22 protein-coding genes are annotated in these 23,569 nt (G+C 43.6%); 6 read left to right on the forward strand and 16 right to left on the reverse strand.

The window, feature by feature from the left end; translation table 11 throughout:
* Positions 1–176: 176 nt before the first annotated feature.
* Entirely contained in the window at positions 177–1,223 is a 1,047-nt protein-coding gene (locus H6H02_RS22680) for a metal ABC transporter substrate-binding protein (RefSeq protein ID WP_190822033.1), read from the reverse strand.
* Between the two features lie 141 nt (positions 1,224–1,364).
* Between H6H02_RS22680 and H6H02_RS22685 the strand changes: the two genes are divergently transcribed.
* A complete protein-coding gene (locus H6H02_RS22685; RefSeq protein WP_242040834.1) occupies positions 1,365–2,135 on the forward strand; it encodes a metal ABC transporter ATP-binding protein in 771 nt (256 codons plus the stop codon).
* Between the two features lie 151 nt (positions 2,136–2,286).
* Positions 2,287–3,186, forward strand: coding sequence for a metal ABC transporter permease (locus tag H6H02_RS22690; RefSeq protein ID WP_190822038.1), 900 nt, complete (start codon positions 2,287–2,289; stop codon positions 3,184–3,186).
* A 23-nt stretch (positions 3,187–3,209) separates the two neighbouring features.
* Here H6H02_RS22690 and H6H02_RS22695 read toward each other — a convergent pair whose 3' ends face one another.
* Together H6H02_RS22695 and raiA are read right to left on the reverse strand one after the other, a co-directional pair.
* On the reverse strand, positions 3,210–3,572 hold the full coding sequence (locus H6H02_RS22695; protein ID WP_190822040.1) for a hypothetical protein: 363 nt from the start codon (positions 3,570–3,572) through the stop codon (positions 3,210–3,212).
* A 475-nt stretch (positions 3,573–4,047) separates the two neighbouring features.
* The gene (gene raiA / locus H6H02_RS22700; protein ID WP_190822042.1) at positions 4,048–4,704 is read right to left on the reverse strand and encodes a ribosome-associated translation inhibitor RaiA; all 657 of its coding nucleotides are present in this window, start codon (positions 4,702–4,704) and stop codon (positions 4,048–4,050) included.
* Positions 4,705–5,194: 490 nt separating this feature from the next.
* Between raiA and lipB the strand changes: the two genes are divergently transcribed.
* On the forward strand, positions 5,195–5,890 hold the full coding sequence (gene lipB / locus H6H02_RS22705) for a lipoyl(octanoyl) transferase LipB (RefSeq protein ID WP_190822044.1): 696 nt from the start codon (positions 5,195–5,197) through the stop codon (positions 5,888–5,890).
* Positions 5,891–5,947: 57 nt separating this feature from the next.
* On the opposite strand, the gene H6H02_RS22710 is transcribed toward lipB, so the two are convergent.
* The gene (locus H6H02_RS22710; protein ID WP_190822045.1) at positions 5,948–6,937 is read right to left on the reverse strand and encodes an FHA domain-containing protein; all 990 of its coding nucleotides are present in this window, start codon (positions 6,935–6,937) and stop codon (positions 5,948–5,950) included.
* Positions 6,938–7,075: 138 nt separating this feature from the next.
* Positions 7,076–7,741: a DUF3120 domain-containing protein gene (locus tag H6H02_RS22715; RefSeq protein WP_199329493.1), complete on the reverse strand. Its 666-nt coding sequence runs from the start codon at positions 7,739–7,741 to the stop codon at positions 7,076–7,078.
* A gap of 375 nt (positions 7,742–8,116) precedes the next feature.
* Between H6H02_RS22715 and H6H02_RS22720 the strand changes: the two genes are divergently transcribed.
* Both H6H02_RS22720 and H6H02_RS22725 read left to right on the forward strand, forming a co-directional pair.
* Positions 8,117–9,082, forward strand: coding sequence for an undecaprenyl-diphosphate phosphatase (locus H6H02_RS22720; protein WP_190822049.1), 966 nt, complete (start codon positions 8,117–8,119; stop codon positions 9,080–9,082).
* A 55-nt stretch (positions 9,083–9,137) separates the two neighbouring features.
* Complete coding sequence (locus tag H6H02_RS22725) at positions 9,138–10,469, forward strand: TIGR03279 family radical SAM protein (protein WP_190822051.1); 1,332 nt, start codon at positions 9,138–9,140, stop codon at positions 10,467–10,469.
* Here H6H02_RS22725 and H6H02_RS22730 read toward each other — a convergent pair.
* From H6H02_RS22730 to H6H02_RS22740, 3 genes are all read right to left on the reverse strand, one after another.
* Positions 10,466–11,725, reverse strand: coding sequence for a glycosyltransferase family 4 protein (locus H6H02_RS22730; protein ID WP_190822054.1), 1,260 nt, complete (start codon positions 11,723–11,725; stop codon positions 10,466–10,468). The genes H6H02_RS22725 and H6H02_RS22730 overlap by 4 nt on opposite strands.
* Positions 11,726–12,080: 355 nt before the next feature.
* On the reverse strand, positions 12,081–13,268 hold the full coding sequence (locus H6H02_RS22735) for a glycosyltransferase family 4 protein (RefSeq protein ID WP_242040832.1): 1,188 nt from the start codon (positions 13,266–13,268) through the stop codon (positions 12,081–12,083).
* Positions 13,265–14,137 (reverse strand): glycosyltransferase family 2 protein, encoded by an 873-nt coding sequence (locus H6H02_RS22740; protein WP_190822055.1) that lies wholly within the window; start codon positions 14,135–14,137, stop codon positions 13,265–13,267. Before H6H02_RS22740 ends, H6H02_RS22735 begins: the two co-directional genes overlap by 4 nt.
* A 219-nt stretch (positions 14,138–14,356) precedes the next feature.
* Between H6H02_RS22740 and H6H02_RS22745 the strand changes: the two genes are divergently transcribed.
* On the forward strand, positions 14,357–14,989 hold the full coding sequence (locus H6H02_RS22745) for a methyltransferase domain-containing protein (protein WP_190822057.1): 633 nt from the start codon (positions 14,357–14,359) through the stop codon (positions 14,987–14,989).
* Positions 14,990–15,035: 46 nt separating this feature from the next.
* On the opposite strand, the gene H6H02_RS22750 is transcribed toward H6H02_RS22745, so the two are convergent.
* Genes H6H02_RS22750 through H6H02_RS22785 form a run of 8 tightly spaced genes read right to left on the reverse strand, consistent with a single transcriptional unit; the run spans position 15,036 to position 23,518 of the window.
* A complete protein-coding gene (locus H6H02_RS22750; RefSeq protein WP_190822059.1) occupies positions 15,036–16,523 on the reverse strand; it encodes a hypothetical protein in 1,488 nt (495 codons plus the stop codon).
* Positions 16,524–16,556: 33 nt separating this feature from the next.
* Positions 16,557–17,720, reverse strand: coding sequence for a glycosyltransferase (locus H6H02_RS22755; RefSeq protein ID WP_190822061.1), 1,164 nt, complete (start codon positions 17,718–17,720; stop codon positions 16,557–16,559).
* Positions 17,714–18,637: an NAD-dependent epimerase/dehydratase family protein gene (locus H6H02_RS22760; protein ID WP_190822063.1), complete on the reverse strand. Its 924-nt coding sequence runs from the start codon at positions 18,635–18,637 to the stop codon at positions 17,714–17,716. Before H6H02_RS22760 ends, H6H02_RS22755 begins: the two co-directional genes overlap by 7 nt.
* Before the next feature lie 52 nt (positions 18,638–18,689).
* Positions 18,690–19,421 carry an acyltransferase gene (locus H6H02_RS22765; protein WP_199329484.1) on the reverse strand — a complete coding sequence of 244 codons (732 nt, stop codon included), beginning with the start codon at positions 19,419–19,421 and terminating at the stop codon, positions 18,690–18,692.
* A gap of 6 nt (positions 19,422–19,427) precedes the next feature.
* Complete coding sequence (locus H6H02_RS22770) at positions 19,428–20,045, reverse strand: acyltransferase (protein ID WP_190822065.1); 618 nt, start codon at positions 20,043–20,045, stop codon at positions 19,428–19,430.
* 14 nt (positions 20,046–20,059) lie between these two features.
* Positions 20,060–20,968, reverse strand: a complete 909-nt coding sequence (locus H6H02_RS22775; protein WP_199329485.1) for a glycosyltransferase family 2 protein — start codon at positions 20,966–20,968, stop codon at positions 20,060–20,062.
* 1 nt (position 20,969) lies between these two features.
* The gene (locus H6H02_RS22780; protein WP_190822067.1) at positions 20,970–22,163 is read right to left on the reverse strand and encodes a hypothetical protein; all 1,194 of its coding nucleotides are present in this window, start codon (positions 22,161–22,163) and stop codon (positions 20,970–20,972) included.
* Complete coding sequence (locus tag H6H02_RS22785) at positions 22,160–23,518, reverse strand: flippase (protein ID WP_190822070.1); 1,359 nt, start codon at positions 23,516–23,518, stop codon at positions 22,160–22,162. The genes H6H02_RS22780 and H6H02_RS22785 overlap by 4 nt, the downstream gene beginning before the upstream one ends.
* Between the last annotated feature and the right edge of the window lie 51 nt (positions 23,519–23,569).

Raw genomic sequence — 23,569 nt, forward strand, 5'->3', positions numbered from 1 at the left:
GTCACGAGTGCGTTGCGGCACTGTTTGGGCAACTCGCAACTCGCTCAACATCGAGTCCTCTGCTTCGCTTAAGATAATCCGAATCGGAGCTGGCATAAATAATGGAACACTCCGTTTAGAGAACCTATCCCATCTTATATTTAATTAGTCCCAGCTACTTAGTTCATCTAAACAGCTTATTTCTTCGGTGTCTTTGCTGCCTCAAATGGCGTGTACTTCCCCCCCAAAGCTTCCACAATCGTGCGGGTATTCGCAACCATCATCTTAATGTAAGAATCTCCATCGCTACCAGCAGCACCAATCGAGTCAGAATAGAGTTGGCGCGGGGCTAATTTCACCCTGGATTCCTCGGCTACCGTCTTAATCAACGCTGGGTTAATGGTGGTTTCTGCAAAAATCGCCGGTACAGTTTCCGCCTTCACAGATTCTACTAATCGCTTTACTGTTTGGGCACTGGGTTGTTCTTCCGTACTGATGCCAATCAAAGTACCAGCAACGGGAATGCTGTAGGCACGAGCATAATACTGAAAAGCGTCGTGGCTTGTTACTAATTTGCGCTTATTTTCTGGGATAGTTTTAATTTCCTGGGTAATCCAACTATCTAATTGTTTTAATTCACCTGTTAGCTGCGCCGCATTCTGAGTAAATTTCTCTCTGTCTTCTGGTGATAGCTCAATCAAGGCGTCACGAATGGCACCTACCATTTGAATGACGTTATCCACATCGCCCCAAACATGGGGATCTGGCACCACTTGTCCTTTGCCTTTATCAAGTTGCAAAGACTTTACAACTTCTCCCACCGCTACTTTGCGAATCTCTCCGCTGGTTGCGTTCATCAGCTTAATCAGCCCTGGTTCCAAGTTGTAGCCGTTATACAGAATCAGGTTCGCTTTCTCCAAAGCCTGACTATCTTGGGGCACAGGTTCATAAACGTGGGGATCGGCTCCCGGTTCGAGGATTCCTTGGAGCTGAATTTCGTCTCCCGCTACCTCCGCAGCCAAGTCTTCAATGATGGTGCTGGTAGCAACTACATTCGGTTTACCGTTTGCAATTGGATTCGCACGATTTGAGGAAGGCTGGGTACAGCTGAATAAAGCAAAAGGCAAGAGTATTCCTAAGCAAAGGCTAGAAATCAGAGCTAGAGGATTCCCCGTTTTTGCCTGGGAACCAAGGAAAAAATCACTTTCTTTTGCCTTTCGGTAGAGTCTAGGGGGCTGTACCATCAATTTCACCTATCTTCCAGATTATTTCTCTTTATAGATGTTTTCATATTCTTTTCATTATTAGAGTAGTCTAAAAAGAAAGCAAGATAAAACCACCCTATGAATACTGCTACCTTCTCCCCTGATACCGATTGGGCAAAAATGGTTTGCCATCTGGCAACCGCCCCGCTAGAAGCATCTGCAACGATTAACATCAGCCAGGTGGGTGTGCAGTACCGCACGGTAGAGGCCCTAAGGAATGTCAGTTGTGTGGTGGCACCGGGACGTTTAACGGGGATTATTGGTCCCAATGGTGCTGGAAAGAGTACCTTAATGAAGGCGATGCTGGGGTTGATTCCCGTGACGGGTGGCATGGTGCTGTATGGCGATAGACCTTTGATGGAGCAACGGGAACGGGTAGCCTATGTGCCACAGCGATCGCAAATTGACTGGACTTATCCGGCGACGGTTTGGGATGCGGTAATGATGGGGCGAGTCAAGAAAACTGGCTGGTTTCGTCGCTTCTCAGCGGTGAGCCGACGGGTGGCAGCAGATGCTTTGGATCGGGTGGGAATGAGGGATTACCGCGATCGCCCAATTGGACAACTCTCTGGAGGACAGCAGCAGCGGGTATTTTTAGCGCGGGCATTAGCCCAGGAAGCAGAGGTTTTCTGCTTTGATGAACCGTTTGCCGGGATCGATCAGAAAACCCAAGCGATTATTTTTGACATTTTCCGCGAACTTGCCGACGCTGGGAAAACGGTTCTTGTTGTCAATCACGACTTAGGGGCATCTATCACCCACTTTGATGACTTAATTTTATTAAATACTGAGTTAATTGCCTTCGGTTCGCGCCAAGAGGTGTTGAGCCAGGAAAACCTGTATCGTGCTTATGGTGGACAGGTGATGTTCTTTACAGAGGCAGCTGCGTAGAGGCGGTTTTTACCAATTTATCTGTCCGCCCAGAAATATAGTGAATTGATCCGTCTGAAGTGAGTTTTAAATTAAAGAAATCACTTCTCACTTGTCCCTCTTGATGTTTGTGTCCTTTGTGCCTGGAGCGGTTAGAATCCTCTAAATTTTTATGTTAGAAGCGTTGATTGAGCCGTTGCAGTACGGCTTCATGCAGCGATCGCTAATTATTGCTATTCTTGTCGGCTTGCTGTGTGCTGTTGTCGGCAGCTACCTGATGGTGCAACGACTGGCATTGCTGGGAGATGCCATCAGCCACTCGGTTTTGCCGGGGTTAGCGATTGCATTTATGGTAGGTGCCAATATCTTTGTCGGGGCATTTATTGCCGGGGTTTTGAGTACAATGGCGATCGCTTGGATCAGAACGCGATCGCCTATTAAAGAAGATGCCGCAATGGGTATCGTTTTCTCCGCCTTTTTTGCCCTCGGCGTCACCCTAATTACTACGATCCAAAAAGATAACAAAATCGACCTCAATCACTTCTTATTCGGCAATATCTTGGGTGTTACCATTGAAGAAGTCCGCGACACCGCTATCATTGCCACAATTGTCCTGCTGGTGGTCGTGCTACTGTACAAAGAATTATTGTTTTATACCTTCGATCCGCTGGGAGCGCAGGCAGCTGGATTGCCCACTAACTTGTTAAATTTTGGCTTAATGGTGCTGATTGCCTTAACAATTGTTGCCAGCATGAAAGCCGTGGGTGTCATCCTAGTGTTATCGCTGCTAATTACACCAGGAGCAACCGCCTATCTATTAGTGAAGCAGCTGCATAATGTGATGATAGTCGGGGCGGGGATTGGCATTATTTCCAGCATCAGCGGGATGTACCTCAGTTATTACCAAAATTTGCCTTCCGGCCCAGCAATTGTATTAGTTGCATCTGGATTATTTGTTTTAGCTTTATTATTCAGCCCCAGCTACGGAATATTCACGAATAAACAATCAGATGTTGGGCACCTCTTGCCAGTTTTGCGAGAGTTGAAACAGTTGATGCGATCGCGCTCGTAAGACGTAGAGATATCCAAAACTAGTCAAGATTGTTTGTCCAAAAACTTTTTGGCTGTCTCTACCTGCTCCTGTGCTACCTGGAGGTACTCCTTGACTGCCTTGGTATGTTCTTCTGCTGCCTTAGCGTGTTCCTCTGCGGCTTTCACGAATTCCTCCGTTGAGTTTTCATTATGCTGCTGTGAGACCTGGGCGTGCTGCTGCGATGCCTTGGCGTGCTGCTGGGTGGCTTTTCCGTACTCTTCTATCAACTTTCCATGCTCTTGAGCGCTGTTTCCACGTGCCTTTAGAATCTTTCCTACGTGCTCTATTGACTTCCCATGTTCCTCTGAGAGCTTCGCGTGTTCCTCTGCTGCCTTCGCTTTTTCCTCTGATATGTTATGCATCATGGCTTTATCTTCCTTTTTCTCTACTAACCTGTCTTTTGTACAACCCACTTGTCTCAGGCTAATACTTGCCTATCCTGCTCATCCTCTGGCTTAATGTAGGTTTGCTAAGCAACCCCTGCATATTCGTTGAAGGCACAGTCGTTCGCGATTTTTTCCAAGCAGTTATGAGAGTGCAAAATTGCCTCCTCCCCGATAGCGATCGCGTTCTTGATGAGAGTTGAAAAGTTTGTGTTGTAGAGAGCTAGGAAGCGATCGCTTACAGTTACAAAAAATTCCGAAAATCGCCTTATTATATTTAACTTTATAAGTCAAGATAAATCCGACAAAGTTTATCTACGACCTGTGAGGCGATCCTGTGAAATCCATACTTTGAAAGCGATACTGTAAAAGCAATACGGGAGGGGCATTCACAAAGGATGCCCCTCCCGTATCAAGTAAGCTTAAGAACGAGAATTTAGATGCTCTTCAGTTCGGTTTATGCCTTTGCAGAGCTTGACTTTTCTGGTGTTCCACTACTGTGGTTGTCAGTTTTGCCATTTTTGTGATTGGTATGTCCATTGCCATTTCGCGGCAGAATCACTCCATAACCACCGTGGTTGCGCTCATAAATGACGTTAATCTCACCACTTTCAGCATTGCGGAACATATAGAAGTCATGATCCACCAGTTGCAACTGTTCCAACGCTTCGTCCATCGTCATTGGCGGCATTGCGAAGTACTTGGTACGCACCACTTCTGAGGGGAGTTCCGGGGTGCGAGAACCAATGAGATCCTCTGGCACTGGCTCTTGTTCTACCACGATGCCAGTCTTCATCTGAGTCTGGGTCTTCTTATCCAGACGCTTTTCTTTATATTTCCGGAGTTTGCGGGCAATTTTATCCGCAACTAAGTCAATGCTCGCGTAGAGGCTCTCGCTACTCTCTTCAGCGCGGATTACTGTACCGTTCGCAAAGATAGTCACTTCAGCGGCTTGTTTTGGATTTATCCGGGGATTGCGAGCCACACTAAGATGCACGTCTACTTCGCTCGTCAAACTCTGAAAGTGGCTGACTGCCTTTTCCATTTTTTGATTTACGTACTCACGAATCGCGTCGGTAATTTCAATGTTTTTGCCGTGGATAACAAGCTTCATACCGGATACTCCATGCTGTACCGTTGTGATAATTCAGAAAGCCCACCTAAATTGTGGCTTTCCCAGTAGCGATCGCGTTCCCGTTTTTTGGTGTTAGCAAACGTTGAACGGAGCTAAAACTTTGAGAGAGAGCAATTTTTTCCTGATGTCACACTGTTGCTTGGATGTTCTTGCTTGCATCCCCCTCAGCTAGAGAGGTTGCCAGCTGCACAACCGCGAATAAGCAACTGCCGATGTTCTTGTTTAGCCTTCCTAGGGTTCTATCTAACCTAACCTACGTTCCCCTGCTTGGTTGCGATCGCCAAGTCTATTTTTGGGGTTATTTTGAAGAGGCGTCCTCCCTCAACACTTGAGGTTATAACTTCAAGATTAGCACTTTGTATTCTAGACAACTTATGGCTTTGACTTCTCTTCAGAATCCTTTGCATTTCTTGATTCCAGCAGATTGATTCTACAGAAAATCTAAGTCAAATTACTGTTGATTTTTGCCATGATTTTAAGTAGCTCCAAAGGTTATGCCGGGAATGCCCCTGAGCAACTGCGCCAACTCTGGCTATACAATCGGGGGCAAATTCCCTATTCGGCAGCTTGGGACTGGCAGCGATCGCTGGTTTCCGAACGCATCAACGATCCTAGTCTGGCTGACACCCTGATTTTGCTTGAGCATCCGCCGGTGTACACTCTCGGACAGGGAGCCAGTCTGGAATTTCTTAAATTTGACCCCGCAGCAACCGACTGGGACGTCTTCCGAGTGGAACGAGGGGGTGAGGTGACATACCACTGTCCGGGTCAGCTGGTGGGCTACCCAATTCTGAATCTGCGCTATTACCAGCAAGATTTGCACTGGTACTTGCGGCAGTTAGAAGAGGTATTGATTCGGGTGCTGGATGTTTACGGGTTAAAGGGAGATCGCGTTGTCGGAATGACTGGCGTTTGGCTGGAAGGTTGTAAGGTGGCAGCGATTGGCATTAAGGTCAGCAAGTGGATTACCATGCACGGTTTTGCTTTAAATGTTTGCCCCGACCTCACCGGATTTGAGCGCATTGTCCCCTGCGGCATTGCCGATAAGTCAGTTGGCAGTCTCGCCCAGTTCATTCCCGGAATTGACTTGCACCAGGTGCGCCAAGAAGTGGCGAAAGCCTTTGCGGAAGTTTTCTCCGTTCAGCTAATTGTGCAAAATGGCTAATCGTTTTGCCGAGCGCGTATTGCCGATCGCGAATGGTTCGTTGTGACCCTTTTTCCCTTAGTCTTTATTCACCGTGTTGACCTGCAAAAAACTATCCAAGTCAGCATAGGAGCCTGCATAGGTCACGGTGGGCACTTCATAGCCCTTGAGATTGACGATATATTGCTTAAAACCAGTCTCTTGTTTTGCCAAGGAGATGAGATATTCGTGAGTGGTTTCTCCCACAGCAATATCCAGACCCAGTTGCTTGGTGGCAGATTCTAGACGAAATGCTGCATTCACCGTATCCCCAATCGCGGTGTAATCGGGTCGATCCCCGCTACCCGTGTTCCCAACCATTGCAAAACCCGTATTAATTCCTGCCCCAATTCGTAGCGGAAAGGGCACGGGATATTCATTACTTAAATCCATTGTGATTTTATGGAGGGCGCTGACCGCTTGACAAATGTTCAGCATATCCTCCTCGGTCACTCCTTGGGGGCCATGAAACCAAATCGCCATGACCGCATCGCCAATATATTTATCAACCCAGCTGCCATACTGTCGGATAATATTTCCTGCATGACGGAACCACGTCCCAATCACTGCCGATAATATCTTTTCATCCAGTTGTCGAGTGAGGACTGTGAAGTCACGGATGTCCACGACCATGACTGACATCAGGCGGCGCACGTGCAAAGTCGAGGTCAGCGTATCTTTGTCGCCACTGGGCAATGGCTCATTGTTGCGGTTGGCAGTGGGACAGTGGAACTCTAGATCCGTCTGACCAAAGGTGAGGCGATCGCCATTGCGTAAAGTAACCGGAATACTAACTCGTCTGCCATTGACAAAAGAGCCGTTGCGACTTCCTAAGTCAATTAGGTAGAACTCGCCGGTTTCAGTACACTGCAACATTGCATGGTTGCGAGAAATCCAACGATCCGGCAACACAAAATTGTTATCGTCACTGCGACCAACTGTCCAGCAGTTACTACTCACCAGGGGGAGATAGCGATTGCCGGACTCGGTACGAAGGAGTAAGTAAGGAGTGGGTCGCAAAGTCACCACAGGTTAGAGAAGCGACGACGCATCGTATGGAGTGGTTAAATTTTAGCTTTCTTCTGGAGCTTGATTAGTAATTTGGGAACCTTAGTGGCTAGCTGTCCCTTCCCGAATAAATTTTTCAGGGGAGACTTTCAGATATTTTTAAGCCATAGTAGCAGCCAGCCAAAACAGACCGTCTACCAAGATGGTACTCAAAACGGCTCCACCAAACGCCCACCAATGCAGCTGGCGCGATCGCAATGGTACCAGACCAACACCGAGTAGGACTCCGAGAAGCACCATTGCCCAACTTGTTCCCCAAAGGGTACTGACTTGAGCGATGGCACTTTGAAAAACCAATGATGCCTCGCTTGGTGCAACTTGCATGACGGCTCGCCAGTGTGGAATCAAACCAGTTAAGTAGAAGTATATATCTGTTACTGCCGTGCCAAACAGGGAGCCAAGATAAAATAGGTTGCCGACTAGACCCCAACGGCGGCTCAAACACCATAAGGCAAACGGTAAACCGATGGCTTCCACCGGCAAGTGGATCGTGGGTTCCCAACGCAGCCAGCCCCAATAAATCGACCCTGCCAACCAACTCCAGCTAAATCCCAGCAGTAAATCTCCCCATACATGAGTCGCAGGACGCCGTCTGAGAACCACACTCAGCCAAACCCATCCCGCTGTCATTAATAAACTCAGTTCTGGCAGCAGCCGCACTAAAGGGGCTTGCACAAATACTGGTACTGACACCAGAAAGGACGCAGCTGCGAAAACGAACCAAGCTTGACGGGTGCCAATTCCCCAATCAAAAAGCCCGAACAGAGTTTTACTTGGCTCGGGGAGATTACCAGGGACAGAAGAAGATGAGTGAGAAAACCAGGTATCGTTAAACAAGATTTTGTTAATATTCTTTACTTTAGTTTACATCTTTTACGATATCACAAGAAAAATGCCCTAGGGGGGGATATGGCAATCTTAGCTGAGTTTTATTGAGCAATACAAGTGGCTTTTCGGAGTAGGTTGGCAGAAAATGAATGGGAAGTTGAGAGAAACTCGGCGCTGAGAGTCGGAGATTTTCTAAAAAATGCCCGTCTTCTGTAATGTCTGTGTTATGTGTAGTGGCGCAAGATGCCTCTGCCGGTGACTCGCAAACAAGAAAGGCTGACTTGTCTGGAATGCTGCTAATTAGAGGATTTCATGGCTGTATCAAAACGTAAAAAATTGGCGATTCTCGGTGTCGGTGCTGCCAGCGCTGCGTTGACCTTTCCTTTAGAAACGATGGTAAGGGCGCAAGACGTGGCACCCGTCGCCGCAACCACACCCCAGATGAATATCTTTCAAGCGGTGATTCTGGGTATGGTGCAAGGGTTGACTGAGTTTCTGCCCATTAGTAGTACGGCGCATTTGAAGGTGGTGCCGGTGATGCTGGGATGGGGCGATCCAGGAGTCGCCTTTACCGCCGTGATTCAGCTAGGCAGTATTGCCGCAGTGCTGTGGTATTTCTGGGGGGATTTGCGTCAAATCACAACGGGTGCTTTCAAAGCGATCGCTCACAAAAATTACGAATCAAACGACTTCCGCATGGCACTGGGGATCGTTTTGGGAACGTTACCCATCCTCTTTTTTGGACTGCTGATCAAAAAGTTTATTCCCAACTTTGACAACTCCCCGTTGCGGAGTATGACAGCGATCGCGATTGCCTCTATTTTCATGGCTTTATTGTTGGGCATTGCAGAGCGCATTGGGAATAAAAAGCGGAACTTTGAGCAATTAACACTTCAAGATGGCATTTTGATGGGCTTGGCGCAGGCTTTGGCGCTGATTCCTGGTGTTTCTCGCTCCGGCTCCACCCTCACTGCTGGACTATTTATGAATTTAGAACGGGCAACCGCTGCCCGCTTTTCTTTTTTATTGGGAATCCCAGCAATTACTCTGGCGGGGTTAGTGGAATTAAAAGGCGTTGTAGAAACAGGATTAGGAGATGGTGGACTGCTGCCTTTGCTGGTGGGAGTCATCTCAGCGGGAGTATTTTCCTATCTCTCGATCGCGTGGCTGCTGCGCTTCCTGCAAACCCAGGATACCTGGGTATTTATTTGGTATCGGTTAGCATTTGGAATAGCTATCTTGGGCGCAATTTTCGGCAAACTAATCCCGAATATCTAATTACTTTTTCCTCGACTCCCTCTGTGCCTGAAGCGGTTCGTTTTCTCTTAGTTTTATGAGCGAGATTTCTATTCGTCCAGCCTTAATTACCCAGGTTCTCCCCGACTCCATTGCTGCCGAAGTTGGTTTTGAACCAGGAGACGCAATTGTTTCCATCAACGGGATGCGCCCCCGCGACCTTATTGACTACCAGTTCTTGTGTGCGGATGAAGTACTGGAACTGGAAGTTTTAGATACTGCTGGGAAAAGCCACTCGGTGGAAATTGAGAAAGACTACGACGATGACTTGGGTTTGGAATTTGAAACTGCCCTATTTGATGGCTTAATTCAGTGCAATAACCGCTGTCCTTTTTGCTTCATCGACCAACAGCCACCCGGTAAAAGGCGATCGCTTTATCTCAAAGATGACGACTACCGTCTCAGCTTTCTCTATGGCTCATACTTAACTCTGACCAATCTCACCCAACGGGAATGGGACAGGATTGAGCAGATGCGCCTATCCCCCCTCTACGTCTCCATCCACGCTACCGAACCAGAAGTCCGCAGCCGCCTGCTAAAAAATCCCCGCGCTGGTGAGATTTTGCAGCAACTGCGGTGGTTTCAAGAACGGCGTCTGCAAATCCATGCTCAGGTTGTTCTTTGTCCTGGCATTAACGATGGCGATCGCCTAGATACCACCCTGGGGGATTTAGCCTCTTTTCATCAGGGAGATATCTCGGCGGTAGCCTCCGTGGCAGTGGTTCCGGTCGGTTTGACACGCTTCCGTCCAACCGAAGACGAACTAACCCCCGTGACCCCCCAGAAAGCCACTGAAGTGATTTTGCAAGTCCAGGCACTCCAGGGAAAATTCCGCAGCCAATTGGGATCTACTTTTGCCTGGTTAGCCGACGAGTGGTTTTTAATTGCTGGGCAAGAATTACCGCCAGAATCAGACTACGAAGATTATCCTCAAATTGCCAATGGAGTCGGTTCGATTCGCCAATTTCTTAAGGAATTTCAGCAGGTTGCCGAGAAAAAATTGCCGCGACGTTTAGAAACACCCCGGAAATTCACTTGGGTGGTGGGGAATGCAGTGGAAAAAGCCTTTGAGCCGATCGTACAACACCTGAATAAAGTGGAAGGACTGCAAGTAAATCTGGCGGCATTGCGTAGCGAATACTGGGGACAAGAGATTAGCGTTACGGGCTTGTTAACGGGTCAAGATTTGCTGAAATTAAAGGGAAGAGATTTAGGCGATCGCATTCTCCTCCCCTCAGTCATGCTAAAACATGGCGATTCTTGCTTCCTGGATGACATGACGGTGGAACAACTCGCCACCGATTTGGGTACACCCATCTTGCCCATCAACGGCATCGAAGAACTCATCGACGCCTGCATTCACCCTTAATCCGTCAAGCCTTTAGCAACTGAAGTGACGATAGCGGGCTGAGGCAGCATTTTCTCATACAAATCGAGCAAAAGCCTTTCCTTGAGATCCCAATCGAAGACTTCCTTCACCCGTTTTTGTCCCGCTTGTCCCATTCGCAGCCGTAATGCTGGATCTTCCGCTAAACGAGTCATCGCAGTAGCTAAGTCGCGTGCGACTTGTTCGGGATCTATCGCCGCCACTTTAATCCCAGTTTCCTCCGTTACCTGTACCGCTGGCCCTCCCAAATCCAAGCAAATGACTGGACGCCCCGCCGCCATCATTTCCGCACAGACAAACCCCCCAGATTCGTGCAGGCTGGGGTGAACGAGGACGTGGCAATGCCCGATTTTAGATAGGGTTTCCTGGCGCGGTAAAGCGCCCCAGAAGCGAACTTTATCCGCCACTCCCAGTGAGTGAGCGATCGCTTCCAATTGTTCCCGTTCCCGTCCATCTCCCACAATCCAGTATTCTGCTTTGGGAATTTGAGCCAAAGCAAAAGCGCGAATCCCCAGATGGACTCCTTTCCAGTGGATAAGGCGACCCACGGTAATAAACCGTATTGGACTATCATCAGGCACAGTATGGTGGGCTAATTGATTAATTTCCTCCTTAGATAAACCCACTTGGGAAGCGATTTGGACATTTTTTACTCCAAGCGATCGCAATCGTTCTGCTGTCTCCTCAGTGGTTGCTAATCCCACACAACTTCGCTTTGCCGTCAGTCGTACAAACGGATCTTGCTCACCCAGCGATTGAGCGAAGTTTCGCAGCAATTCGTAAACCTTGCCACGCTGACTAAAATCTTTCCAAAAAGCTGTTGGAGCCGATTCAGCGCCTCCGACAGGTCCCCAAATGAAGGGAACTGGCAATAGTGCTAAAAAGCTAGGAGACCAGTGTTTCACATAAGTGACATGACGCACCAAGTCAAAGTCAATCTCCCGATGCAGCCGCCTTGCCAGAAAATAAGCTTGTATTTGCCAAAGGTAGTAATGAAGTTGCACCAACCCTTGCTTATTCCGCCAATCTTCTGTCCAATTAAACGGATCGAAATAAACAAAGTGTAAGTTGGGAACCGGATGACGATCTAGCTCGGCTTCAATTGCGGCACGATAACCAATACGAGTTAACACCCAAACTTCGTGATGATTCGCTACTTGCCGAACCGTATTCCAGCCTACCCCTTCCTCAGAGCCACACCCAGGTTCGCAAGCGTATGCAGATAGAAGGATTTTCATAGGCTTTTTACCTCTTATAACATTAGCAACTTTCCCTATCTATAGTTCCCAACCACTTTCAAAACTACCCACTTTGACAAAATTATTTTCTGGTTTCCAGGCTATGCTAGGGAACGCAATTTCAGAAGCTCCGCCTCAATTCAATATCCTTGGACGTTTATTTAACTTTTTTATGCAGATAGAAGGATTTTCATAGGCTTCTTACCTCTTATAAAATTAGCAATTTTCCCTATCTATAGTTCCCACCCACCTTCAAAATTACCCACTTTCACAAAATTATTTTCTGGTTTCCAGGCTATGCTGGGGAACGCAATTTCAGAAGCTCCGCCTCAATTCAATATCCTTGGACGTTTATTTAACTTTTTTGTAAAACATTCATTGCTACTTCTGCCATTGATTTTGCTGCTGCCTCTGGAGTGTGCTGGTCTATCAATTGCTTTGATTTTTGTCCCATTGAAGCAACAAGATTTGGATTATCTATAAAACGGACCATTCCTTCAGCAATTTCCTCTGGGTTTTGCGGATCGAACAAATACCCATTCTCTCCTTCTATCACCATTTCATAAGCGCCTGCGCCTTTAGAACACAATATGGGTTTGCCAAATACCATTGCCTCCAGCACCACCATTCCCCAGACATCTTCAAAGGTAGGAAAAATAAAGACATCAGCATTCTGAAAATATGCCCCTAGTTGTCCGTAATCCACCCATCCTGTCCAGGTAAAAAGCTCTGTTAAATTGTTGTCTTTAACAAAAGCTTCAAGCTCTTCGCGTTGCGCTCCATCCCCAATAATTAGCAGTGAATAATCAGAATATCCCTGACTTTGAAGAAGCGAGCATGCCTCCAAAAGCGCCTTTATCCCTTTTCTAGAAATTACTTGCCCGACAAATAGAAAAACCGGACGTTTTAAATTTAATTCACTTGGTTTAGCAGCTTCAAGTTGTTCCCGCAAAGCTTGGGGTTCAGGCACCAGATAAGTTTTAGTAAAAATTTTTCTTTTGTCAGCTCCAATTACCTTATGAAGATACTTTTTGCCATCATTGCTATTAGCAATAAAAGCATCTGTGAACTTAACCATTAAACGACGCGAAAAGGTACGAAGTTTAGAATCTTCAAAGTTTGTATTTGGTGAACTACCATCATAAATAATTACAACTTTCCAACCTCCCAAAGGTTTGAAAAGCAGTGCTAAAACAGTCCACATAGAGAAAGCACTGGCGAAGACAACATGAGGCTTAAACTTAAGTAACTCATTCACAATCTTCGGTGAAGCTACCATAAAACCGCGACCATAGCCACCCGATACTTGAGTTGCTTCTACGAATTTAAATTTTCCTACAAGTTTAACCGCAGAAGCTCCAAGAGCGTCAGCATCGAATTTTGGCCAAAGACAGCCAGTATAAAAAATTGTATGTTTACATATTTTCGTAAGTTCGTACAAGACAGGTCGCCAATAAGAGCCAAATTCGACTGAGGGAATCACAATTGCAATGCGGAGATCATCCATCTTTAATTTCTTGTTTTCAGAATTTCTAACTTTCATGTTCCCATCTGCCCCCGCTTGCTAAAGCTTGAAAAAATCAATTTTCTATACGGCAGTAACCAATAAATAGGCCATAAAAGCCCAGCATGGCGCTGAGCAAATAACTTCCGTTCTTGAAATGTGAAATTTTTAGGTTGTTCTGCCTTTTGCCATCGTTCGCGAATCGGCAAATTAGAATCCATCCAATTCGCGTACAGAGGGTTTCCGGAACAGGTTCCGATGTAGCCTGGAGCTAGCCAAACTGTATATCCTTTTCGTCTCGCGCGTAACCCATAATCAAAGTCTCCCGCATAATGTTTAAAGTCAGGATCTAAGTTTCCAATGGCTTGGAATATTTCTTTAGGAATCAATACACAATTTCCATGCATGGTGTCACATCGTATAGCTTTTTCACCCGGTTCTAGCCAGCGAAATTTGAAGGGGTGCCACCACGTACTTCTCACGACACCGCCATAAGAAACCGTATTCGTCTCCGGATCGCAAGTCGCCCCTGTTACAATGACTGCTGCATTTCCTTGCGAGGCTAAAAGATGAGAGGTTGTCAGAAAATTACTTAAAGCGTCTGGGTAAATTAGCGTGTCATCATTCAGCCAGAGATGGTAATCATGAGGATGCTTTATGGCTTCAGAAAATGCCAGCCGCATTCCTCCATTCCAAAATAAATTTCCATCTCCCTGGATAATCTTTACTTGAGGATAGTTTTGGTTGACGGCTGCTGCTGTACCGTCAGTGCTGCCATCATCTACAAGATATACCCAAAGCTTAACGCCAGTTGGAAGTACCTGCTTAAAAAGTGCCTCTAGACTTGCTAAGGTTTTTTGCTTTCGGTTATAGCAAGTGATAAGGACGGCTATGCTAGTATTTTCCATCAACCCCTCAAATTATTAAAATGAATGTTAGTTATCATAATAGCTATATTATTCCTAAACTTGGGAATACTAAGATTGGAAGCATGAACAAGTTAGCAAAGTAATTATTTTTTAGCTAACCTATATTCTACAATTTAAGAAGCCCCAGACTTACCTTTTTATAAATTGAAGAATGTTTTCAAGGTTCTTGCTATTAATTTTTATTAAGCTAAATTAAAGATGCTTAATTCACTTTCTGAAATCAACAATATGTCTGCGGCAATGAAATTAAATTTAGGCTCTTTCGACAGAATCTTTTCAGGCTGGATCAATACAGATATTACTCCTCATATCTGGGTTTCAAAAATCCCCTTTTTACCTGATGTCATGTATAGAGTGGGGAAGCTCGATCAAGAAAGATATGAGGAACACCAAAAAGGAATTTTTCGTCAGCTTACATATCTGGATCTGACTAAAAAATTTCCCTGGTCTGATAATAGTGTCGATGCAGCATATACTTCTCATGTACTTGAGCATTTATACCTTGAAGGTGCTTTGAATTGTATCTCTGAAGTTTATCGAGTTCTGAAGCCAGGTGGAATATTCCGGGTTGCAGTTCCAGACCTCGATCAATTGATAAAGAGCTACGATCCTAGCTGTCCAGAAGTATTTCTGACAGAATTTTTAGAAGCAACGCAGACATTAGAAAAGAATCGCCACCACTGGCACTATAACGAAAACTCGTTGCGAAAAATCCTCTTAGATACTGGCTTTCGGGAAGTGGTGAGATGTGACTATCGAGACAGTCAAATAGCAGGTATTTCAGAACGAGAAGAACGTCCAGAATCCCTATTTATGGAATGTATTAAATAAAATTAAAGACTGTAGGGTGGGCAATGCTCACCCGAAAATTTTATATTTATGGAACATAAGTAGAGGGAAACAAAGGGATAAGATGATAAAGCCCCGTATAAGTCTGAAACCCCGTATTTAACCCTACGTAGTAAGAAGGAACAATAATATTTATGAGGGCAATATAAAACAAGATACGATGCCCCGGAAAAGCTTTTTCTTCCCGTATTAAGATAGCAAAAGCAATTAACATTCCCAAGAAGCCATAGCCGACATTTCTACTAGTATCCACAATCAAAAACATTGTAGAAATAGGGAATGCAATGATACTAGCGATCGCGCCTACCAAAAGTGCCTCGCCCTGACACCAAAGTATCCACAAAATATACAAAATAATAATCCACAATAGCTTGTAGGAGAAGAAAAAGCCTGCTAACCCCAACATTGGGTTTTCAGCTAAATACTGCAATGCCGTCTTATTCTCCAGGATCAAATGTGCCTTTACTGGGCTATCCAGAGAAAATCCACTACCAGCAAACCAAATAAAACAATAAATAGGGACTAAAGATAAAGCGGTTAATACTTCTCGCCTGGGAAAACAGAAAATAACGATTGGGATGAAGACAAAAGCACTGGCTTCATGCGTGGCTAAAGCAAAAGCAAGGGTTGCGAGTCTTCCCTGTCGAGTCATAGGGATACAAGCTGGAAGTAATAGCAGACTAAAAAATAGCTGATCGACATAGCCCGGAAATTGACAATTAAAGATTAAATAACTACTGGTTGCAATTGAAAGGTAATATAAACCAAGTTTTTGATAATTTATTGATTTGGATTCAATTTCTTGTTGCCCCTCATCAGGCTCCTTTGAAGCAAAGATTTTGGACTCGATAAAGGTTAAAGTCAAGAAGATTAAAAGATAGGTACAAGCCAGAGAAAAAATGTAATACAGGAACGGTCCACTCATGTGGATAAAGTTAGCGATCGCTAGCATAAACAAGCGTCGATAATACCAGTCAGCATTTTGACTAAAAGGCTCTAAACTCCTAATGGCATACTCTAAACCCATCACCCCTGGACCTAAAGGATAGCGAAAAGGGACGATGAGTAAAGATATAATTGCGAAGATGGCTAAGGACGCGATCGCTCTTCTTTTAAACCTAGACTGAAATAGTGAATGGCGCGACTTAATAACCGATATTAAAATTGGGTATCCAATAACTAAAGTTGCGATAAAAAAGAGAAATCCCTTGATAGGGATTATGCCGTAATTAGTAGTAATCTCAGCTAGTTGCTGCGGAGCAGTTTTGGCTAGGATTTCTGGAGAAATTACCCCTTGGGTGAAACGACTTTCGATTGCTTGAACAGTTGTAGAAACCCAATCTTGAGGCAGGCGATTGAAAATTGCTTGAAACGCCATGATTATTCTATTTTTCGGCGCATTCGCTACTGCATACAAAGTAGCTACCGCTATCCAGAAAAAGGTTGGAGGAATAACATTCTTTTCTTTGAGCGTATCAAAGAGTACGTAATGTAAGTATTTCTCTGAGCGTTTCAACATCTAAAAAATCCTTAGATAAAATTTTGTAAGTTATACAACACTGCGTGCTATCTCTAAAAAATGCCTACCGTATCCTTTGATTTTTTCAACATTATCCTGTTTAGCTAAACTTTCTTTTTCTACATCTGGTCCTGGTCTTAATCTAGTGAAACTTTTATCAATCAGTGCTGCTAGTTGTTCCGCATTACTACGCTCAAAAAAGTAAGAATCAGGAGGATTCTGCTCCAGGTGAACAGGAAAGTCAGAAAGAAACATGGGTTTACCAAGAGAACGTGCGTCCTCTACAACCGTACTCCAACCTTCAAATAAAGAAGGCTGAATTACAGCTAAAGACCTCCTCATGAGCTGAATTTGGTCTACACGAGGAATTAATCCTAAAAGACGTACTTGTTCGCTAATTCCTAATTCCTCAATTCTTGTTAAGAGGTAATTGTAATAATCAGGATTACGATAATCAGTAGCACTTCCAGTACAAACAACGGTAGGTGTAAGCCCCTGTTGTTTCAGTAGCCCCAAAGATTCAATTACCACAGCATGATCTTTATGTTTCCAAAATTGATTGCTGACCAGAAAAAATTTATCTGGAAGTTTATACTTTGCTTGCGTTAGTTTGGGGTCTAACTCAAACCATTCAGGTGCGGGACAGCTTACAAAGTTCATTACAACGCTTCGAGAAGCTGCTTCTGGATAAAGATATTTAAAGTCTTCTTGTGCCATATTGCTACTGAGGACAATAATAGGAGCAGCGTGAGCAATTTGTTGCTGATCTCGATTACGTTGAGCGATTTCTTCCGGAGAGAAAAGGTGGGGTAAGTGATAGTGTTGAAAGTCAGGAATCCAACCTCCCCACTGATAAGGTGAGCGGGTTCCTGCTATCGCCGGGTAAAGAAAATTTATTTTTTGAGGATTCAGTAGTTCCAGAGGAATGAAAGAGATACGCTCAGCTAAAAAATTACACATTTTTAGATAGGCACGCTGCCACTTGGAAGTCGCATAAATTTGGTTAACGTAACAGCGGGCTGGTTCTATCAAACTTATATCTTTATCGTGAACGGCTATTGTTAGATTGATATTCGCTTTTTCTGTTTCCGGTAAAGTAGCGATCGCACGAGCTAAATTCTGAATATATAGCACGCCCCCTAGCCAGCCAGAGCCACCCACCATGTTGAGGCAAATATGTAGATTTTTTACCATCCTAAAATCTCAGCTCGACACCATTGAACATAGACGTTTACACCCCTTTCTATCGTTACTTCAGGGGTAAATCCAATTTTGGCAAGTTTGCTCATATCGGCTTGCCAGTTTATCGGAGTTCCGGCAGGAGTACTACTATCAAATTCAACCGGAATATCTTCTCCTAGTTTGGCTAATACTAATGCTGCTAATTCTTTGATTGTTGTTTCGACACCATTCGCAAGGTTATAAACCTCGGCTTCAAAATTAGCTTTTTCAGCAAGAACATGAAGTGCCTTTGCTACGTCTCTACCATGAATAAAATCACGGCTTTCGTTGCCAGTGCCTCGTAACTTTAGCGCGGGGTGTGTCAAAGCTTTTTGACACATATCCCAAAGAACTTGTCGCCTTAGTCCTGGGCCATAACCCGAAAAAATGCGTACTATAGCAGTGGGTAAGTTATAAACTTGGAAAAACTCAGCGCAAAGTTGCTCAGACATCAGCTTATGGAAGCCATAGGGGGAAATTGGCTTCAAGTTTTGGTTTTCCTGAATGGGTAAGGTTTCAGGATTTCCATAGACAGCAGCACTAGAAAGATAAATTAAACGACATTTCGGAACATAAAGACGTAATGTATCTAAAAGGTTGAAAGTGACGGCAACACTGTTGCTAAAATCTGCTGATGGATCGCCAATTGAAAGCTCTACTGAGGCTCTTCCAGCGCAGTGGATACAAATTTCCGGTTGCAACTCTTGAACGATTTTTGCTAGATCGGCAGAAGGCAAATTTAATTGTTCATAGCGAAACAAATCTTGTCTAGGCGCATTCTCTGGAGGACGATTTCCTAGCCCAACAACACTCCATCCAGTTTCTGTAAACTGACGAGCAACATATCGCCCGATAAACCCTGTTACACCTGTAATTAGAACAGTTTTCATGGAGATTTTTTTGATTCTTTTCGTATAATTATCTATTGATTTCTCTACTTTTTCAGTCCAAATCTCCAAACAATTTGCTAACAGCGATTGTTGGCATTCTAGTAGCAGGAAAATCTTTTTTTAAGATTGCTAAATATTCATCTTCACCAGGAAGATATTGATCGCCATCTTCAGAATAATCTTTAGCTCTTACCCACTCTTGCGATCGCATATCAAATCTTTTAACGATTCGACATGGATTTCCTACTACCACGCTGAAGGGAGGAATATCAGAATTTACTACTGTGGAAGCTCCAATGATTGAGCCGTATCCTATTTTCACCCCTTTCAAAATAGTTACGTCTACACCTAGCCAGCAATTTGTGCCAATTTCTATTACTGAATCAGTAGTTGTTGAAGCAGTATGATAGGGGATAAAGGGAGAAGTATAATCGTGACCACTTCCTAACAGTTTACAGTCATTGCCAATTAAGCTATAGTCACCGACTTTTATCAAAGCTCCAGCGCTATAAAAGTTTCTCCGACCTACAAAACAGTTATCACCAATAATGACAGAGATTTTGTCTTTTTCTCGTTTGTTAATTACAATTACTGTTTCTGCACCAATGACTGAATTTTTACCAACTTTTACGTTACCCCATCCTAGTACGTGAACCGATGGATCGATATAAGAGTTTTTACCTACATTCTGCCTTCTAGTAAAATAGGCTCTTAAATTACCTCCTAACCATTTAATTCTGTCTATTTGAGCATCTGTTAATTTAGATACTATAAATCGCTTCATTAATTTTTACCCGCGATCGCTCATTAATTCTTTGTGATTTAATATCTTCTGCTCACCTTCAGGAACCTTGCCAATAATTCGAGCTGGATTTCCCGCAACAATCGTCCAAGCAGGAACATCTTTAGTAACGACTGACCCTGCACCGATAATCGAGCATTTCCCAATTGTTACTCCTCTCAAAATAATAGAGTTACAAGCAATCCAAACATCCTCTTCAATAATGACGGGTTTTCCATTTAAGTTTAAATCTTTAGGAAAACCTTTGTGGATAATGTGAACAAATTGCTGATGACGCGCTACTGGATCGATTGGATGAGTTTGATTATCGAATATATTAACATTATGAGCAATAATTGTTCTATCTTTGATTTCAATTAAAGTGTCTGACCAAATCCTAGAACCTTGGGCTAAATAACAGAAATTTCCTACTTTTATTTTTCCTCCTGGGAAAGTCATTAATTGACCTTCGATATGAGTATTATCGCCCAAAACAATACTATCCCTATCATAATTATGACTTACCAGAGAACTATGATTTAAAACACTTGAGTGATTACCAATTACACATTTTTTATTGACTAAAGCAGCATTAATCTTAGATTTTATTTTTAAGAAGGGGTTCATCTAGCAATTACTCCTTAAGCAAAACTTTTTTGGAATTTATTTTTAACTTTAGTTAAAAGGCTTCTATTATCGAAAAACTTTTCTTGAAACAAGGTGTCTGCTTCTACATCTCGAATCATAAAGGGAGGATGCTTTAAAGGAAAAGCAATTTCTTGCGTTTTCATTTTACCTAATGGATTTTCTGTAGAAAAAGTGTGAGTTGCATTAGCTCCAAAACCAATATTCGTAATTAAATTAACTTCAGGCACTATTTTTAATCCATGTTGAAGCCAACAAGCTAACAGCCATTGATAATCCCAACAGGATCTATTTTGCTCTTGGTAAGCATTTTGAAATATTTTTTGCCAAAATACATAATATTTCGGTACTCTTAAGTAATTTTCCAGGAACCGACTCTCTAAAATTTCAGGCCATTGCTTAATGTCATAATCAAAATATTTCCAGGCTCTACGCCAGGATGCCCAACCCCAATTTCCACCAAAACAAGAAAAGTAATAACTTTGCTCAGGTGATTTCCGTTCGCCTAAAAGATTGGTTCCCGCAATACTCATTACTCTTTCATCATCGCGATATCTTTCTAATAACTCCTCGCAAAACTGAAAAAAAGTTGGATGAGGTAAACAATCATCCTCGAAAAGGATGGCTTCTTCTACTTGTTCAAATACCCAATCAATACCCGTGGCTGGACGTAAACCACAGCCTAAGTTGATCTCAGAATAATTTTTTAGAACTTCGCACTCCCAATCTACAGTGTCAATAATTGCACGAGCAGCAGCACACTTTTCCGCTTCACCTGGCTTATCAGGACGAGGGCCATCAGCGACTACTAAAAGCTTCGGTGGTTTTGCCTGACGAATTGCCTCAAAAACCTTGGCTGTAGTCTCAGGCCGTTTAAAGATTAGCAGAGCAACGGGAGTTTTCATGTCATTTATCAGCGGTCATATTCTGTTTATATTCGGAGTAATATAGGAGCATACTGGAAGCGATCGCTCCTATTTCATCTAAAGGAGTTTGAAGCGAAACATAGCGATATCGAAAAGCAGCCAATCGAGGATCTGTCTCTTGATAGAGGATATCTTGCGCCAAGTTTCCCCAGCGATCCTCTGGCATCAGATCGAGAGTCATGCCAGCATGACCAGAAGGTAGCAGCATATTGGAGCCATGTATACCAATGACCAAGCGGCTTTGGGAATAAACTTGACACATCTGATTCTCAGTGTCTGAATTAAACTTGTTTACCCGCAAATCTTCGATCCAGCCGGGAAACTGAGTTTTCCTTCCCAAACCAGCGATCACAAACTTTGCTAAAGGAACTCTAGAGCGAATCTTTAAAAATAGTTTTTGCACCCGTTCATTCTGAAGCTTGAGGGCAATATCAACCCTCTTGAATTTCCTCAAGGTTTTGAAGAGAAGCGGATTACACCAGATCCGATCGTCGCGCCAAATAAAGGTTATTTGATTTGGCTCTTTATTAAAGTTATGGCTGGGAACCCGCGTAAATTTACTAATATCAAACTGATTCGGATGAGAATACGCCTTACTTACGCGAATTTCATCAAAACGCTTAGATTCCTCAGAAATAAATTGGTCAAACTTCGGATAGTAGCATTGCCCCTGCCGTAAAGGAATATTCACCGTCCAAATTTCTGCGACGCCCTCTGGAACCATCCATCTCAAGAACTTGGGTACGATGACAATTAAGCCCCAGTCTGAGTAATTATCCAAATGTCTTTGGACATTAAGCAGCTTTAACAAACTATGCCCATACAGATAATCAATACAATTTAAGATGATGACACGTTGATGCTGCTTAAAAACCTCCTTAGATATTGCAATCTCTTCAGATTGGGGATTTTGCAGAGAGTAAAGAAGTTTCTCACCTAACCAATATCTACAAGATTCATTTCCAAAAACCTCGCCTTTCGCTAAATCAATTTGATAAGGAAAGGCGACAGCATGACCAACTTCTAAATCCTCAATAATTTCTGTATTACAGGAGTCGCACTTGGATTTTACGCAAATATGCATTCCCTGCCAAAGAATACCCTGAGGCTTAAGCAGTGTCCCGCTGTGGGGACAGGTGGATTGGTGCTGAATGCTTGGCTTTATTTCAATCATCGCACAATTCCTTTAATTCTTGTAGCAGCCTTATATAAATTACAAGAACGTAAAATAAACTTACCAATTGGCTTTAGATCAGGAATTATAAAATTGAGAAGTACAGTCACGATGAAATAAGTAATCAACGTTGCTATTGTGGCTCCAAGCGCTCCATATTTAGGAATTAAATATAAATTTAAAATTATATTCACGACTGCCCCGACAAATGTTAAAAGCAATTCATTTTTGGCTTTTCCTTCAATCATAATGAACGCATTTCTAGCAAGACCAAAACCGCTACCAAACTGTGACCAAACATAGATTGATAGTATTATTGCTGAAGCTGCATACTTATCTCCGTACAAGAAATGAACGATGTAAGTGGAAAGCAGTGAAACTGGAATTGCTATTATCAACCACAAAATTAAGGTTAAATCAAAGTAAGCCTGAAATTTTTTTAAATATTCAATTTCCCCTTGAGCCTTCGCCTCAGCGAGTTTTGGAAAAAAAGATATTTGCATGATAGAGGGAATAAAATCAAATATCTGCGATATCTTAACAGCAGCGGCATAAATGCCTAATTCATATTGGGGATCGAATTTAAGGTCTTGAGCAGAGAAGGAACCCAGCATGACCTGATCGATGGTGGAGTAAATATAAATGGCGATTCCTGACACAATCAGGGGCCAGCTTTCTTTGATTAAGTTTTTCGCCTGAGGCAGACTGCTACGCCATGCTTTTATATCCTGGCCACTCGTCTGATAAATTATTACCAATCCCACAGCAGCTAAGGCAAGCTCTCCACATCTTGCCCAGGCGAATGCAATTAGAGGAGCTTTAATTTGAATTAAGACAATTCTGACAGCACAGACAAGCAAATAAGCGCAATTTTTAACAACAACTGTATATTTGGATTGAACTTGTGAACGGAACCAAAGATCGATCGTCTCGAAAGCCTGAAAAATGGTTCCAGCAGCAATAATTCCTACCAACCAAGAGGTTAAAGTGTCTTGGGGTTGTAGGAAGGAAATTGCGCCAACCGCTAATGAAGTTGTTACAACACCGCCAATAAGTTTTAGGGCAAGAGAAGTCCCAAGTGTTTCATTCTTGGTAATTGGATCGCGCACAATGTCGCGTACTACGATGCTATCTAGCCCCAGATTGGCAATCGGCCCTAACAGCGCTACAAATGCGATCGCGTAATTAAATAAACCAAACTGTTCCGGCCCTAGATAGCGAGCCACCCATATCCCTACAATTAGGCTTAAGCCCATTTGGAGGATTTTGTCAGCGAACAGCCACGCGATGTTGCTGAACACCTTGCGTAGACCTGGGCTAAGCTTTTGATTGACCAGACTCAGCTTGTCTAACATTAGAATTGGGCAATTTATGAAGGAATAAAGATAGGGTTTGAGAACTGAGTC

The sequence above is a fragment of the Coleofasciculus sp. FACHB-1120 genome (genome assembly GCF_014698845.1).
GTDB lineage: Bacteria > Cyanobacteriota > Cyanobacteriia > Cyanobacteriales > FACHB-T130 > FACHB-T130.